The sequence below is a fragment of the Candidatus Latescibacterota bacterium genome, assembly GCA_020633725.1.
Classification (GTDB): Bacteria; Krumholzibacteriota; Krumholzibacteriia; order JACNKJ01; family JACNKJ01; genus VGXI01.
This window is the reverse complement of record JACKDC010000001.1, coordinates 167,682-182,579: the sequence shown is the minus strand read 5'-3', so window position 1 is coordinate 182,579 and position 14,898 is coordinate 167,682. Positions and strand designations below refer to the sequence as shown.

Genomic DNA, 14,898 nt, shown 5'->3' with positions numbered 1-14,898 from the left:
CCCCGCTGGCGCCCAGGTCCTCCTGAGCGCGTGAGGCAGGGGCGTACTGTCCCCTCCCGGGGACGGCCCGGTCCTCGAAACAGGACAGGGCCCCCTCCGCTCCAGTCGCCGTCCCTGGCGGACCCGGGCTGCGGGGCACCGCCGTCACCAGGTGGCCTGGAACCGGCGGCGGGAGCGACCCATAATTCCCTTGTCGGGGAGCGCAGGGGTAAAGTACACTCGCCCTTCCAGTTAAGTCCTTGTCTTTAAAGAGGTAATCGGTGAGGCTGGCCGATCGCTACATCCTGCGCAACCACGTGGGACCCTTCTTGCTCGGCCTCTCGGTGCTGACCTTCATCCTCGTGATCGATATGCTCTACTCCTTCCTGGAGCTCTTCCTGGTCAACAAGGTGCCAGCGAAGGTGGTGCTGGAGCTCGTCGTGCTCAGCCTCGGGCACATCTTTGCATTGACCATTCCAATGGCCGTGCTGGTCTCCACCATGATGGCCTTCTCCCATATGGTGGGCGAGAACGAGATCACCGCGCTGCGTTCGGGGGGCATCAGCCTCTACCGCCTCATCGCCGCGCCGCTGGTGGCGGCCCTGGCGCTGACCGTCTTCATGTTCCTCTTCAACAACTTCGTGCTGCCGGAGACGAACCACCGGCTCAAGAACCTGCTCATGGCCGTGCGCTCCAAGAAGCCGGCGCTGGACATCAAGCCGGGGCGCTTCATCGAGTCGATCCCGGGCTACACGCTCTACGTCAGACAGAAGGACGACGTCAGCGGCGAACTCGCCGACCTGCTCATCTTCAAGGAGGAGCGGGGCAAGGACCCCACGATCACCAGCGCCGAGCACGCGCAGTTCCAGCGCGACGACCAGCAGGACCTGCTCAAGCTCGGCCTCACCGAGGGCGAGCAGTTCTCCGCCGACCTGCAGCGGCCGGCGCGGATGCAGATCACCGTCTTCGACCGCATGGACATCCTGCTGCGCGACATCGACCGCGACCTCCAGCGCCGCGACCTCGAGCACCGCGGCGATCGCGAGATGTCCGTGGCCATGATGTCCGAGAAGGTGCTGCGCAACGAGGAAGAGCTGCAGCGGCTCGACCAGCGGCTGGCGGGCGAGGTGGACACGCAGCTGGGACGTCTCGTCACCCTGATCGATCCCGCGCAGCGCAAGGCCTACCTGGAGCGCAAGGGACTGCCGGCCACGGCGCCGGCCTCCCGCCGCGGGGCGGCCTCGCGCATCCAGGACGAGGAGAACACGCTGCGCAGCCTGTCCAATCTCATGCTGAGCCGGGACTCGGTGGAGCGCAAGATCCGCCGCTACCAGGTGGAGATCCACAAGAAGTTCTCCATCCCGGTGGCCTGCCTGGTCTTCATCCTGCTGGGGGCGCCGGTCGCCATCAAGACGGGCCGCAGCGGCACGGGCTGGGGGATCACCTTCAGCATCGCGCTCTTCACGATCTACTACGTCTTCCTCGTGGGCGGCGAGGAGCTGGCGGACCGCGAGTTCCTGGCCCCCTGGATCGCCATGTGGATGTTCAACCTGCTCCTGCTCGGCCTGGGGATCCTCATGCTGATCCGCACGAACCGCGAGTCCCGCCCCTACCCCGTGGTCACGCGCATCGCCGAGTGGGCCGAGCGCCGCCGCATCGCCAAGCAGGCCCGGAGGCGCGGCGCATGAGACGGCTCGACCGCTACGTCCTGCGCCAGTTCATCCAGGCCCTGCTGCTCGGGCTGCTGGCCTTCCTGGTGATCTTCATCGTCATCGACTTCTTCGAGAAGCTGGGCGACTACATCGACCGCGACACGCCCTGGCTCGTGGTGGCCCGGCTCTACCTGTTCAAGGTGCCCTACATCACGGTGCTGATCCTGCCCATCGCCATGTTGCTGGCCAGCCTCTTCAGCCTCGGGCGGATGTCCCGCGACAGCGAGCTGACGGCCATGCTCGCCGCCGGCGTCCCGCTGACGCGGCTGCTGGCGCCGCTCTTCGTCTTCGCGGCCCTGGTGAGCGTGGGCAGCTACTACTTCAACGACCGCGTCGTGACGCGCTCGAACCTGGCGCTGGAGCAGGTGCAGAAGTACGAGGTCAAGCAGGAGAACGCCGCGGACCGCAGCGTGCGCCGCTTCGTGCACCGCATCGGGGAGGACGGCACCCTCTACTGGGCCGAGGCCTACTTCGTCGCGCAGCAGCGCTTCGAGAACCTGGTGCTGCTGCGCTACGACGGCAGCCGCCTGCGCGAGTACACCCTGGCCCGCCACGCCTTCTGGAACGGCAACCACTGGCGTCTGGCCGAGGGCACGCGGCACCTCTTCCCCGCGGGGACGGGGCAGGAGCGGCCCGAGTCCGGCACCTTCACCTTCGAGAACTTCGACCTGCCCCCGCTGGCCGAGACGCCCGAGGTCTTCAGCGAGGAGGAGAAGAAGCCCGAGGCGATGGACTACCGCGAGCTGCAGGACTACATCGCCACGCAGACCCGCTCCGGCGAGGACGCCGACCGCCTCTGGGTGGACCTGCACGTCAAGGCCAGCTTCCCCTGGGCCAACCTCGTGATCGTGATCCTGGGCAGCGCGCTCAGCGCGTCCAAGCGCCGCATCTCCATGGCCGCGGGCTTCGGGCTCACCGTGGCGATCGCCTTCGTCTACCTGATCTTCCTGCGCTTGGGGCTCTCGCTTGGGCACAACCACACGCTGCCCCCCCTGCTCGCGGCCTGGGTGGGCAACATGCTTTTCGCGGTGGTGGGTCTGGGTCTGCTCTGGCGGGCGAGCCGCTAGGCGTCGTCTGGCGCCGGTGCGCGAAGGATCTCCACGCGCTCCACGGTGACGAGGCCCTGCCGCAGCACGCCGTCGAGGCGGGGCAGGAAGCTGCGGATCCGCTCCTCCGCGTCGACGATCTCCACCACCAGCGGCAGGTCCTCCGACAGGCGCAGGATGCTCGCGCGATGCACGCGGCCGCCGGCGCCGAAGCCCTCGAGCCCGCGCAGGACGGTGGCGCCCGCGAGGCCGTGCGCATGCGCCGCCTCCACCAGCCAGCGGTGGAGCGGCTTGCCCGCATGGCGGTCGGACTCGCCGATGAAGATGCGCAGCAGGGCGCCCTGACGCGGCCGCGAGTCCATCACGCGCTCACCCCCGGCAATCGTCCCAGCCCCCAGCCCAGCCAGACCGCGCCGAGTCCGAGCAGGAGCTGGCCGGCGACGTTCAGCCCGGCAAGATGCCACTGGCCGTCCTTGAGCAGTTGCAGGGTCTCGAAGCTGAAGGACGAGAAGGTGGTGAAGCCGCCGAGCAGACCCAGGAAGACGAGCAGGCGCGCGCCGGGGCCGAAGAGGCCCCGGCTGTCGGCCAGTCCACCCAGCAGTCCGATGACGAAGGAGCCCAGCGCGTTCACGCTCAGCGTGCCCAGCGGAAAGGCCCCGCCGGTGGGGCCGAGCCGCTGCACGAGTCCGCTGACGCCGTAGCGCAGCACCGAGCCCAGAAAGCCGCCCAGGCCCACGAGGACCCATCCCGGCAGCGGCGGCACGGCCCTAGGTCCCCGCCGAGTAGTCGTCCGCGTAGGCGATCTGCTCGGGTGTGAGCGTGTCGATGGCGAGGCCCAGCGTCTTCAGCTTGAGCGCGCCGATCTCCTCGTCCTGGGCCGCGGGGATGTCGTGCACCGTGGGCGAGAGCTGCTTGCCCTCGCGGGCCATCCACAGCAGGCTCATGAACTGGTTGGCGAAGGACATGTCCATCACCTCGGAGGGATGCCCCTCGGCCGCGGCCAGGTTCACGAGGCGGCCCTTGGCGAGCACGAAGATCCGCCGTCCACCCGAGAGCGTGTAGCGCTCGTTGTTGGGGCGGATCGTCTCGGCCTCGCCGTCGGCGAGGCTCGCCAGCTGCCCGAGGTTGAGCTCGCAGTCGTAGTGGCCGGTGTTGCAGATCACGGCGCCGTCCTTCATGGACTTGAAGTGGCGCTCCACCACCACGTCCTTCATGCCGGTCGCGGTGATGAACACGTCGCCGAGCTTCGCCGCCTCGTCCATGGTCATCACGCGGAAGCCCTCGAGGTTGGCCTTGAGCGCCGCCGTCGCCTTGACCTCGGTGACGATCACCTGCGCCCCCATGCCGCGCGCGCGCATGGCCACGCCGCGGCCGCAGTGGCCGTAGCCCGCCACCACGAAGGTCTTGCCCGCGAGCAGGATGCTGGTGGCGCGCAGGATGCCGTCGATGGACGACTGCCCGGTGCCGTAGACGTTGTCGAAGTCCCACTTCGTCACGGCGTCGTTCACCGCCACCACCGGGTAGCGCAGCTTGCCGTCGGCGGCCATGGCGCGCAGGCGGTGGACGCCGGTGGTGGTCTCCTCGGTGCCGCCGTGGATCGTCTCGCAGCGCTGCGGGTGCCGCGCGTGGGCGCTGAAGATGAGATCGGCGCCGTCGTCCAGGGTCAGCGTGGGGCCCGCTTCGAGGCACTGGTCGATGGCCCAGTAGAATTCCTCGGTGTTCATGCCGTGCCAGGCGTAGATGGGCGTGTCGGCGGCGGCCAGGGCGGCCGCGACCTCGTCGTTGGTGGACAGCGGGTTGCAGCCTGACCAGGCCACCTCCGCGCCCGCGGCGCGCAGCGTCTCCACCAGGACCGCCGTCTCCTTGGTGACGTGCAGGCAGCCGGCGATCAGGTGCCCCTCGAAGGGCTTGCTCTTGCTGTAGCGCTCGCGCAGGGCCATGAGCACGGGCATGCGGCTCTCCGCCCACTCGATGCGCCGGCGGCCCGCCGCCGCCAGGGAGAGGTCCGCCACCTTGTATCGGGTCTGGGTATTCATCGCGTCTCCTTGCTAGTCCTAGCGCTGCTTCGCGCGCGCTGCCTGACCGAAGCGCTCGCTGAGCGCGCCGGCCAGATCGGTGTCCTCCCAGCGGAAGCCCTCGCCCTCGCGGCCGAAGTGGCCGAAGGCCGCCGTGCGTGCGTACTGCGGCCGCAGCAGGCCCAGGTGTTCGATGATCTGCCGCGGCTGCAGCGGAAAGAGCTCGCGCACGGCCTTGGTCAACTCGGTGTCCGGCGCCACGGCGGTGCCGAAGCTCTCCACCATCACGCTGACGGGGTCCGCCACGCCGATGGCGTAGGCGAGCTGCACCTCCACCTCGCCCGCGAGCCCCGCCGCCACCAGGTTCTTGGCGATGTAGCGCGCCATGTAGGACGCCGATCGGTCCACCTTGCTCGGGTCCTTGCCGCTGAAGGCGCCGCCGCCGTGGCTGCCCTTGCCGCCGTAGGTGTCGACGATGATCTTGCGCCCCGTCACGCCGCAGTCGGCCTTGGGCCCGCCCTCGACGAAGCAGCCCGTGGGGTTGATGTGCACCTTGTAGCCGCCGTGGTCGTAGCCGCTCTCCTCGAGCACCGGGCGGATCACCTTGGCGTTGATCTCCTCGCGCAGCGCGTCGATCGCCCACTTCGCGTCGTGCTGCGTGGACAGCACCACCGTGTCGATGCGCACCGGGCGACGGCCCTCGTACTCCACGGTCACCTGGCTCTTGCCGTCCGGGCGCGCCATGGGCAGCTCGCCCGCGCGCCGCAGGTCGGCCAGGCGGCGGGTGAGCCGATGCGCCATCGTGATGGGCAGCGGCATGAGGCTCTCGGTCTCGTCGCAGGCGTAGCCGAACATCATGCCCTGGTCGCCGGCGCCGCCGGTATCCACGCCCTGCGCGATGTGCTCGGACTGCTTGTCGATGCTCGTCATCACCGCGCAGGTGTGCGAGTCGAAGCCCGTGTCGGAGCTGGTGTAGCCGATCTTCGCGATGGTCTCGCGGATGAGCGTGGGGATGTCCACCCAGACCTCGGTGCGCATCTCGCCGGCCACCATGGCGAGCCCCGTGGTCACCAGGGTCTCGCAGGCGACGCGCGCGGCGGCCACGTTGCCGCCGGAGCTGGTCTCGCCCTCGAGGACGGCGTCGAGAATGCTGTCGGAGATCTGGTCCGCCACCTTGTCGGGATGACCGTCGGTCACCGACTCGGAGGTGAAGAGATGGCGTTCGCTCACGGTGTCGCTCCTCTGCTGGGGATCAGGACTCGGCGTCTGGGGGCGCCCCGCGGACCACGCTGTGGTCGCCGAGATTGAGGCTGCCGCGCAGGCCCTCCACGAGGCAGTGCGCGCCGACGAGGGAGTCGTGAAGCCTGCACTCTCGCACGCGCGCGCCCTCGCCGACAACGGAATTCTCCAGGGTGCCGCCGCTGATCTCCGCGTTCTCCCCCACGCTCACGTAGGGCCCGAGCCGGCAGTTCTCGAGCTGCGCGGAGTCCGGCACGTAGACCGGCGGGACGAAGCTGACCCCGGGCGGCGGCGGCGGGGCGGGCTGGCCGTCGAGGAGGGCGCGGTTCGTCTCGAGCCAGGTCTCCTCCTTGCCCACGTCGTACCAGTCGCCGATGGGAAAGGGCGTCAGGCGCTCGCCCTGCTCGATGAGCCGCTGCAGGCCGTCGGTGAGCTGGAACTCCCCGCGCGTGCGCTGTCCCGCCTCGATCACGGCCTCGAGGGCGTCGTAGAGCACCCCGAGGTCCTGAAACGCGTAGACGCCCACCAGGGCCAGGTTGCTGCGCGGCTCGGCCGGCTTCTCCTCGAGGTCCACGATGCGGCCGTCCTCCACCACCGCGACGCCGAAGCGCCGCGGATCCTCCACCGCCTTCACGCCCATCGCGTGGCCCTCGGCGGCCAGCAGGCCGTTGAAGTCCGCGCGCACGATCGTGTCGCCCAGCACGATGAGCCCGCGCCCGGAGCGCAGGCCCTTGCCGCCGTGGGCGTCCTGCAGCGCGCGGAAGACGGCGTGCCCCAGGCCAAGGCGCTGGGTCTGCAGCACCGCGTCGAGCTCGAGCTGCGGGTAGGCCTCGGCCACCCATTCGGCGATCATGTCGCCGCGATAGCCGAGCACCAGGACGACGTGATCCACGCCGGCCTCGAGCAGCTGGTCGAGGATGTGCCCGAGCACCAGCTTGCCCGCCACGGGCAGCAGCGCCTTGGGCCGGCTGTGCGTGTGCGGACGCAGCCGCGTGCCCACGCCGGCGGCGGGAATGATGGCGGTCAGGCTCATGCGGACTCCTGGTCGGGGGGCGTGGCGGGATCGTGGCTGGCGGCCAGCCGCTCCTTCATGGCGACTAGCGGCGTCACGGGGGTGGGATCCACCCCGCGCATGAGGGCGTGGTAGACGCTCAAGGTGTCCCCCGCGAGCACGGTTGTCAACATGCGGGTGAGCAGGGCCCCGCCGGTGGCGGGGATCTCCAGCGGCGTCACGCCGCGCGCGGCCAGCAGCGCGTCGGTGAGGCGGCGGCGGAGCAGCACCCGCGGATGGGCATCGGCCGCGCCGACCCAGACCGGCAGGCCCGCCAGGTCGCCGTCCGCCCAGGGCACCCAGCTGTTGTGATGGAGCTCGGGCAGGCTGCGCCGCGACGCGCTGCGCTTGGCGTTCTCCTCGCACTGGCAGCGCAGGCGCAGGGCCACGGCCTCGAAGGCCTGGGCCATGGCGCAGAAGACCGGCCGGCGCTCGCCCAGGGCGAGGGCCATGGCCTTGGCGGGATTGTCGTCCACGCCGCGCGCGGGAGCGAGCGCCGTCCAGCGCGAGTCGAGCGCGGCGACGAGCCCGTCCAGGTCCTCGTCCGCGGGGTCGTGCAGCCCCAGCCCGGCACCGATGGCCAGGAGACGGCCGAGCAGCGCCGGCAGCGCCGCCCGCGGCGGATGTCCCGCGGGCAGGCCGAAGTGGACGGCCCCCGGCGCCCGCGCGGCGAGGCTGCCCCCCACGGTGACCAGCAGCGGCTCGAGGCCGGCGCGGCGGGCCTCATCGAGCAGGGCGAGCACTTCCTCGGTCTCGCCCGAGTAGCTGCAGAGGACGAGCGCGTCGCCCCGCCGCAGCGGCGGGAGCCGGTAGTCGCGCACGAGCTGCAGATGCGCGCGGGCGCTCCCGCCCGCCGCGTAGAAGCCGCCCAGCAGCTCGCCCGCGATCGCGCTGCCCCCCATGCCGCCCACGAGCAGCCGCGCGGGTGACGGCCGCGTCGCTGCGCCGGGCTCCCAGCCCGCCGGCAGCGCGAGGGTCCGCGCGTCGCGCAGCAGCGCGGCGAAGCCCGCGAGACGCGCCAGCATGCCGCCGGGATCGGCGGCGGCGAGCGCGGACGGGTCCGCGAGGCGCGCCCGCCAGTCGGCGTTGACCGTCATGGACGGGGCTCCGCGGGCTGCAGCGAGGCCTCCAGTTCGGGGAACTTGCGCGCGGCCAGGCGCGAGACGTTGCGCTTGATCTCGTCCGCGGTGGCGTAGCTCCAGGCGCTCTTCACCAGGTTGCGCGCCTGGTCCGCCGTGATGCTGCGGATGATGCGCTTGATCTCGGGGATGCGGTAGGGGTTGACGCTGATCTCGTCCAGCCCCAGGCCGATGAGCAGGATCGTGAAGAGCGGCTCCTCGGGCAGTTCGCCGCAGATGCCCACCCAGCAGCCCGCGTCCTTGCCCGCCTTCACCGTGCGCCGGATCTGGCGCAGGATCGCCGGATGGAAGGGCTCGTAGAGCTTGCGCACGGTGTCGTTGTCGCGGTCGATCGCCAGCGAGTACTGGATGAGATCGTTGGTCCCGATGCTGAAGAAGTCCACCTCGCGCGCCAGCAGGTGCGCGATGACCACGGCCGCCGGCGTCTCGATCATCACGCCCAGCTCGTAGCTCTCCGTGAAGGGGAGGCCGTCGGCCTTGAGCGAGGCCTTGACCGCCTCCAGGTGCGCCTTCACCGCGCGGATCTCCTCCACCTGCGAGACCATGGGCACCATGAGTCGCAGCGTGCCGTGCACGCCGGCGCGCAGGATGGCGCGGAGCTGGGTGCGGAAGACGTCCGGCCGGTCCAGCGCGTAGCGGATGCCGCGCCAGCCGAGGGACGGGTTGTCCTCGGCGGGGAAGTCCATGGCCGGCGACACCTTCTCGCCGCCGAGATCCATGCTGCGGATGATCACCGGGTCGGGCGCGAGGCCCGCCAGCACGCGGCGGTAGACGTCGACCTGCTCTTCCTCGCCGGGGAAGGAGGGCGAGGTCAGGAAGAGGTACTCGGTGCGGAAGAGCCCGACGCCCGCCGCGCCGTGATCCACCGCCGCCGCCACCTCCTCGGGGAGCTCGATGTTGGCGAGCAGCTCGATGAGGCGGCCGTCGCGCGTCTCGGCCGGGTGGTCCTTGTAGCGCAGGCTCTGCCGCTCCAGCTCGCGATAGGCCGTCTCGAGCCGCTGGAACTGCTCCTCGGCCCGCGCGTCGGGGTGCAGCACCAGCTGGCCGGTGTGGCCGTCGAGCATGAGCATGTCGCCCTGCTTGGCCGCGGCGGTGATGCCCTCGGCCCCCACCACCACCGGAATGCCCAGGCTGCGGCCGAGGATCACGGAGTGGCTGGTCTCGCCGCCGCGCTCGGTGACGAAACCCAGCACCCGCTCGCGGCTCATGGTCGCCGTGTCCGACGGGCTGATGTCCCTGGCCACCACGATCACCGGCTCGGCCAGCTCGCGGAAGCCCGCCTGCTTGCGCCCCTGCAGCTGGGCCAGGACGCGGCGTTCCACGTCGCGCAGGTCGCTGCTGCGGTCGGGCAGGTCGCCGTCGAGGCTCTGGAAGGTGCGCAGGATGCGCTGGCAGGCCTCGGCGTAGGCGGTCTCGGCGCTCCAGCACTCGCCGATGAGCCCGCGCGTCTGCTCCAGCAGGAAGCGGTCGAGCAGGATGAAGCGGTGCGCGTCGAAGATGCGCGCGTGGTCCTCGCCCAGCTCCTCGGCCACGCGGCCGCGGGCCTCGGCGATCTCGCCCTCGGTGGCCTTCAGCGCCGCGGCGAAGCGGGCCAGCTCGGCCTCCACCTCGCCCGCCTCGATCTGCCGGGGGGCGCCGGTGGGCAGGTCCTGGTCGTAGACGAACACGCGCCCGGCGGCCACGCCGGGGGCGCCGGGACGGCCCTGGAACCGTTGCGGTCGCTCAGAGGGCATCCTCGTAGAACCCCCGGGCGAAGAGCGCCGTGATCGCGTCCAGTGCGGAACCCTCGCTGTCGCCGTCGCAACGGACCTTCACGCTGCTGCCCTTCGCGGCCCCCAGGGCCGCCACCCCGAGGATGCTCTTGCCGTCCACCTCGATCACGCCGTTGGACAGCGTGACCCTGCAGTCAAGGGACGAGGTCAGCTTGACCAGCTCGCTGGCCGCGCGCAGGTGCAGGCCCTTGGCGTTGACGACTTGAAGATCGCGCTCCAGCAAGGCAGCTCCTTCGTCAGGGGACGGACGTGGCGCCGCCGTCGGCGTCCAGCGGCCCGAGCTCCACCCGGTAGGCGAACTCGGCGGACTGTCCGTCGTCGAGGTCGAGATCGCGGCAGGCACAGATCCAGGATCCCTGGTAGACACGTTCGAACCCCTCCTCGGAGAGGCTGACCGTCTCGATCGGCTCACGATAAACCGCCAGCGACCCGGCGGCAAGGGCGATGCGCACCCCGCTCCAGTCGTCCCGGAGCTCCAGCCGGCCGCCCTGCTCCCAGCCGCGGCTGGCGAGACGGGGGTCCGCCGCGGGCGCGCCGTCCACGAGCACCCGGCGGTCCGGCGCGTCCGGCGCGAGCAGGTTGAAGTTCCAGCCAGAGCCCAGCTTGGCCCGGAGCGGGGACGCGCCCCGGTAGCTCAAGCGCAGCTGGACGTCCAGCGCCGCCCCCTCCTCCAGCCAGCGCAGGCGCTTCTCCAGGCGCAGGCGCCGCCCGGGCTCGAACTCGTGCTCGACCGCGAAGAGGAGCGCGCCGTCCGGGGACTCGGGCGTTGTCACCGCGAAGTCCAGGGCGGCGAAGTCCAGCCAGGCGCTGCCATAGGCCAGCGTCTCGGCGTCGGCGGCGTAGAGGCCCTCCTCTAGACCGGCGCGCGGATGCGGATCGTAGACGAGATAGGCCTCGAGACCCTCTTCCTTGACGCGCACGATGTCGTGGATGCTCTGCGCGCCGCCCGCGGCCACCGCGGCCGGCGCCGAGGCCAGCGCCCGGAGCTGCGCGTGATAGCCCTCCTCGCGGCGGCTCAGGCAGTTGCTGAAGGGGAAGGCCGCCGCCAGGCTGTCCAGCTCGCGCACGAGGCCGCCGCGGGGCTTGGCGAAGAGCCGCGAGCGCGGGCTGGTCCAGACGATCTCCTCCTGGCCGTCGAAGTCCAGGTCGTGCCGCGCGATCGCGTGCTCCCGCGGCACGACGCGCGCCTCGGCGGCCAGCAGGCGCTGGAAGATCGCGTGGCGAAGGTGCGGCAGGTAGAGCCCGCCGAAGAGGCCGTGCCAGTAGCCGCAGTTGCACTGCGCCTGGAGGAGCAGGTCCTCGGCGGCGTCCAGGTCCTCCGCGCGCGCGTGGCCCGCCGCGCGCGCGGTCTCGATCTCGCGGCGCGTCCACAGCATGCGCTTGTGCATCCAGTGGCTCTCCTCGTACTTGACGAAGAAGTTCCGCCAGAAGCCGCCGCGCACGAAGGGGCTCAGGGCGTCGGCGGGCGGGGCGTCCGCGTCGTGGGCGGCGGCGAGCTCGCCGAGCGCGTGCATGCGGCGCTGGGCGCCGAGCGGCAGGGCCCACTCCCCCATCTCCGTGTAGCTGGCCGTGGGCAGGTAGGCCGAGCCCAGGGGACCGCGCGCGTCGAGCGTCTCCGAGAAGCCGGCCAGCGTGACCTCGGGCGCGTCGGCCAGGGCAGCGAAGAGGGCGTCGAGATAGCCCTCCTCGTAGCAGAGCGCGTGGGTGCTGCTCCAGACGCCGAACTTCTCGCCGTCGTCCATGAGCACCGCCAGGTCGCGGCCGGCCAGCGCGTCCAGCGTGCGCAGGTGCGCGAGGATCTCGGGCACCGGGTGGAAGGGCACGAGATAGCGCAGGCGCATGGACACGGGGAAGACGGCCAGCCGGTGGCCCTCCTCCTCGGTCAGGTAGTACCCGCCCAGCGCCTCGTTCGCGAAGCCCGTGGCGAGGAAGTGGCTGTCGTCGAGGGCCACCCAGTCGAGGCCGTGCTCGGCGAGCAGCTTGGGCAGGTGCGGCTCCCAGATGCGCTCGGCGAGCCAGAGGCCCCGCGGCCGCCGTCCGAAGCGCCGCTCCAGTTCGCGGCACATCGTCTCCACCTGCTGATGGCGGTCGCGCTCGGGCAGCGTGGTGAGGATGGGCTCCCAGTAGCCGCCGCCGACCATCTCCACCTGGCCGCGCTCCACCAGGGCCCCCAGGCGATCGAGGTAATCCGGCGTCGCGCCGCGGTGCCATTCGAGCAGCGGGCCCGACACGTGGACCGCCATCTTGATCGACGGATGGCGCTCGAGCGTGTCGAGGAAGGGCCGGTAGGCGCGCTCGTGGGCGTCACGGATCACGTGATCGAAGTTGCCCACGGGCTGGTGGTCGTGGATGCCGAGGATGAGGGTCGCCATGGTTCTCCGCTCAGGCGTGGTCGCCGGCGAGCAGGCTGCGCAGGGTGCGCGCCGGCCCGCCCGGGAAGGGCTGGTGCAGGATCTCGACGCCGGCCGCGGCGAGGTCGTCGAGCCGGGCCAGGGTGGCCGCGCCGGCGCGCAGGTCCTCGGCGAGGGCGCGGCCGCCGGCCTCCCGCAGCCCGATGATGACGAGCCGCGCCACGGCAAGCCCCGACGCGAGGAGCCAGCGCGCGCCGCCCGGGGCGTCGGTCAGCCAGAAGTCCCCCGGCGCCGGCGCCGGCGGCGGCTCGCCGCCGGGCGCGAGGAAGCGAAGCGCCGCGTCCAGCTCGGCTCCCGCCTCGGCGTAGAGCGCGCGGCCGCGCGCGTCCGCCAGCGCGGGCGAGACCAGCAGCACCCGCGCGGGACGGAGCACGGGCGCCCAGCCGTGCAGGATGCGGCCGTGGAGGAGGCGGTCGTCCAGATGCAGGTCCACGGCGATCCTAGAGGCTGGGGGGCGTGAGCTCGCGGATCGCGTTCTGCCCCCGGTGGATGATGCCGCGCACCAGGGCCGGCGCGGGCAGCTCGTGGCGATGCGCCAGGTAGTAGAGCAGGGTGGGCAGGTTGACGCCGCTGATCAGGTGCAGGCCGGGGCGTCCGACGATCTGCGCCAGGCAGGCCGTCGCGCAGCTGCCGCCGAAGTAGTCCGTGAAGATGACGCCGCTCTCGCCCAGCGCGTCGACCCCCTCGGCCACCGCCGCGGCCAGCGCCGCCGCCGACAGCCCCGTGTTGGAGATCGCGCGCATCTGCGACGCATCCCCGTAGATGCCCGCGAGCGCCTCGAGGTAGGCCTCGCCGAGGTTGCCGTGACAGACGATGAGAGCGGGGATCATGCGGACTCCAGCGCGAGGGATCGCGGCGGATTGTCCGGCCCGGAGGCCGCCAAGTCAAGCGTCTTGCCGGCGGCGGGCCTCACTCCTCGTCGTGCTGGAGGTAGTGGAAGACGCGCGCTTCGTTCTGGCGGGCCAGGTCCTCCATGATCTGCCGGTTGAAGCGCTCGGCGGGGCTGAGCCCGTAGACCTTGAGCATGTGGTTCATGGCGATGGTCTCGGCGATCACGGTCACGTTCTTGCCCGGCACGATGGGCAGGATCACGTGGGGGATGTCCACGCCCAGCACCTGGCTCGTCTCGTACTCCAGCCCCACGCGGTCGTAGTGCTTGCCCCGCTCCCAGAGCTCGAGGCGGACCTCCACCTCGATGCGCTTCTGCACGCGGATCGCGCGGATGCCGAACATCTCGCGCACGTCCACCACGCCCACGCCGCGCACTTCCATGAAGTGCTTGAGGAAGTCGTTGCCGCGGCCGATCACCGTGGCGCCGCGGCGGATGAGCTGCACGACGTCGTCCGCCACCAGGCGATGGCCGCGCTCCACCAGGTCCAGCACGATCTCGCTCTTGCCGATGCCGCTGGGTCCCGTGAAGAGCAGGCCGACGCCGTAGACGTCGGCCAGCGAACCGTGGATGTTGCCGCGCGGCGAGAAGTAGTCCTCGAGGTAGCCGCCCAGCGCGCGCAGGAAGCCCGTGGTGCGCTGGCCCGTGCCCATGAGCGGCACGCCGCGGGCGTTGCAGAGCGTCACCAGCTCGGGCATGGGCTGCTGGCCGCGCGTCATGACGATGCAGGGGACCGGCGCGCAGAAGAGATGCTCGAGCGCGGCGGGCAGGTCCCCGGCGGGCAGCCGCTCGAGGTAGCTGAACTCGGCCCCGCCGAGGATCTGCACGCGCTCGGCCTGATAGCGCTCGACGAAGCCCGTCAGCACGAAGCCGGGGCGGTTGAGCTCGGGCACGGTGATGTCCGTGGCCGAGACCGCCGAGTCGCTGTACAGCTTGAGGTCCAGGAGCTCGGCGGTCTCGTGGAAGAGCTTCTCCACCGGCAGGCTGCGGTTGACGATCTCCACGCGGCGCTACTCCGCCGACCGGATCACGCCGTAGCCGCCTTCCTTGCGGCGATAGGCCACGGAGAGCAGGCCCGCCTCCGCGTCGGCGAAGACCCAGAACTCGTCGCCGTGCACTTCCATGCGGCTGATCGCCTGGCTCGGCGTGAGGCGATCCAGGTGGATGAACTTCTCCTTCACCACCGGGTAGTCGGCGCTGGTGTCGGGCTCGAGCGCGCCGAGGATGGTGATGGTGCCCACGTCGAGCATCTCCTCGCCGGCCTTCGCCACGCGGCGGCGGCTCAGGTTGCGCGTCTTGTACTTGCGCACCTGGCGCTCGAGCTTGTCGGAGAGGCCGTCGATGGCGGCGTAGAGATCCTCGTGGTCCTCCTTGCCGGTGAAGTCGGCGTGCTTGGCGTGCAGGGTGGCTTCCGCGATGGCGCGGTGCTTCTCCACGCGAAGGAGGATGTTGGCTTCCATGATGCCGTCCAGGAACTTCTCCAGGCGACCGATCTTGTCCTCGGCGTAGCTGCGGATGGCGGGAGTCAATTCCATCTTCTTGGCAGTGACGGCAATCTGCATCTTCACTCCTTTCCGAACACCACGAAAAAACCCGACAGCGAGGTCGGGCGGAATGGGGCATCGGGCACTGGCTGCGGGACCTT

General features: G+C 71.1%; 15 protein-coding genes. 2 read left to right on the top strand and 13 right to left on the bottom strand.

Annotated elements, in window-relative coordinates; translation table 11 throughout:
* Window positions 1–260: 260 nt before the first annotated feature.
* Complete coding sequence (locus H6693_00780; GenBank protein MCB9514712.1) at window positions 261–1,667, top strand: LptF/LptG family permease; 1,407 nt, start codon at window positions 261–263, stop codon at window positions 1,665–1,667.
* Window positions 1,664–2,758, top strand: coding sequence for an LptF/LptG family permease (locus H6693_00775; GenBank protein MCB9514711.1), 1,095 nt, complete (start codon window positions 1,664–1,666; stop codon window positions 2,756–2,758). The genes H6693_00780 and H6693_00775 overlap by 4 nt, the downstream gene beginning before the upstream one ends.
* Here H6693_00775 and H6693_00770 read toward each other — a convergent pair.
* From H6693_00770 to raiA, 13 genes are all read right to left on the bottom strand, one after another.
* Window positions 2,755–3,099, bottom strand: a complete 345-nt coding sequence (locus H6693_00770; GenBank protein MCB9514710.1) for a DUF190 domain-containing protein — start codon at window positions 3,097–3,099, stop codon at window positions 2,755–2,757. The two genes, H6693_00775 and H6693_00770, sit on opposite strands and share 4 nt — an antisense overlap.
* Window positions 3,099–3,491 carry a fluoride efflux transporter CrcB gene (crcB, locus tag H6693_00765; GenBank protein ID MCB9514709.1) on the bottom strand — a complete coding sequence of 131 codons (393 nt, stop codon included), beginning with the start codon at window positions 3,489–3,491 and terminating at the stop codon, window positions 3,099–3,101. Before crcB ends, H6693_00770 begins: the two co-directional genes overlap by 1 nt.
* A gap of 13 nt (window positions 3,492–3,504) precedes the next feature.
* Window positions 3,505–4,773, bottom strand: a complete 1,269-nt coding sequence (locus H6693_00760) for an adenosylhomocysteinase (protein ID MCB9514708.1) — start codon at window positions 4,771–4,773, stop codon at window positions 3,505–3,507.
* Between the two features lie 18 nt (window positions 4,774–4,791).
* Window positions 4,792–5,982, bottom strand: a complete 1,191-nt coding sequence (locus H6693_00755) for a methionine adenosyltransferase (GenBank protein MCB9514707.1) — start codon at window positions 5,980–5,982, stop codon at window positions 4,792–4,794.
* A 22-nt stretch (window positions 5,983–6,004) separates the two neighbouring features.
* Entirely contained in the window at window positions 6,005–7,024 is a 1,020-nt protein-coding gene (locus tag H6693_00750; GenBank protein ID MCB9514706.1) for an NTP transferase domain-containing protein, read from the bottom strand.
* Window positions 7,021–8,139, bottom strand: coding sequence for a hypothetical protein (locus H6693_00745; protein ID MCB9514705.1), 1,119 nt, complete (start codon window positions 8,137–8,139; stop codon window positions 7,021–7,023). Before H6693_00745 ends, H6693_00750 begins: the two co-directional genes overlap by 4 nt.
* On the bottom strand, window positions 8,136–9,914 hold the full coding sequence (gene ptsP / locus H6693_00740; protein ID MCB9514704.1) for a phosphoenolpyruvate--protein phosphotransferase: 1,779 nt from the start codon (window positions 9,912–9,914) through the stop codon (window positions 8,136–8,138). The genes H6693_00745 and ptsP overlap by 4 nt, the downstream gene beginning before the upstream one ends.
* Window positions 9,904–10,176, bottom strand: a complete 273-nt coding sequence (locus H6693_00735; GenBank protein MCB9514703.1) for an HPr family phosphocarrier protein — start codon at window positions 10,174–10,176, stop codon at window positions 9,904–9,906. The genes ptsP and H6693_00735 overlap by 11 nt, the downstream gene beginning before the upstream one ends.
* Window positions 10,177–10,189: 13 nt before the next feature.
* Entirely contained in the window at window positions 10,190–12,325 is a 2,136-nt protein-coding gene (locus H6693_00730) for a DUF1926 domain-containing protein (protein ID MCB9514702.1), read from the bottom strand.
* A 10-nt stretch (window positions 12,326–12,335) separates the two neighbouring features.
* Window positions 12,336–12,797: a hypothetical protein gene (locus tag H6693_00725; protein ID MCB9514701.1), complete on the bottom strand. Its 462-nt coding sequence runs from the start codon at window positions 12,795–12,797 to the stop codon at window positions 12,336–12,338.
* Window positions 12,798–12,804: 7 nt separating this feature from the next.
* A complete protein-coding gene (locus tag H6693_00720) occupies window positions 12,805–13,194 on the bottom strand; it encodes a hypothetical protein (protein ID MCB9514700.1) in 390 nt (129 codons plus the stop codon).
* Between the two features lie 79 nt (window positions 13,195–13,273).
* Entirely contained in the window at window positions 13,274–14,257 is a 984-nt protein-coding gene (hprK, locus tag H6693_00715; protein ID MCB9514699.1) for an HPr(Ser) kinase/phosphatase, read from the bottom strand.
* A gap of 6 nt (window positions 14,258–14,263) precedes the next feature.
* Window positions 14,264–14,815 (bottom strand): ribosome-associated translation inhibitor RaiA, encoded by a 552-nt coding sequence (gene raiA, locus H6693_00710; GenBank protein MCB9514698.1) that lies wholly within the window; start codon window positions 14,813–14,815, stop codon window positions 14,264–14,266.
* Window positions 14,816–14,898 lie beyond the last annotated feature (83 nt).